1 protein-coding gene is annotated in these 528 nt (G+C 36.9%); it reads left to right on the plus strand.

Annotated elements, in window-relative coordinates; genetic code table 11:
• The coding region (locus D5R40_RS33825; RefSeq protein WP_124155941.1) for a DUF1818 family protein at positions 1 to 277 on the plus strand (277 nt) is incomplete at its 5' end.
• Between the last annotated feature and the right edge of the window lie 251 nt (positions 278 to 528).

The following is a 528-nucleotide window of genomic DNA, read 5'->3' on the forward strand; positions in this document are numbered from 1 at the left end:
GTGGTCAATAGAACTAACAGAAGGAGAACTTGAGGATTTTTGCAGATTATTAGACCAGTTAAATAAAGCTATAAACCAGATGGCAGATGAGTTGATGGATGAAGAGAGAATAGTCTGCGAAGCTGAAAGTGATTTGCTCTGGATGCAGGTAGAAGGGTTTCCAGAAAGTTATACTGTTCAGTTCATTTTAAATCAAGGGCGCAGGGCAGAAGGAAAATGGCCTGTACAAGCTGTGCCTGGTTTAGTCCAAGCAGCACAAATGTTGAAAATTTTTTAACTCACATAGCAGAAGGAAGAAGGAAGGGTTCAACAATTAATAATTAATAATTATTAATTATTAGGGCTTTCTGATTAAATCTAAAAGCATTGACATACAAAGATAAGTGCCTTTTTGGGGTCGAAAAAAGTGCAAATTTTTCAGCTCTTCATGCTCAAAAAGTTAGTATTTTAGGCTCATAGTTGGGCATAAAAATCATTCTTACAATTCTTACTCCTACCTCCTTGCTCGTTTCCATATCTCCTGTCTCC

It is taken from the genome of Okeania hirsuta (assembly GCF_003838195.1).
Taxonomy (GTDB): Bacteria; Cyanobacteriota; Cyanobacteriia; order Cyanobacteriales; family Microcoleaceae; genus Okeania; species Okeania hirsuta.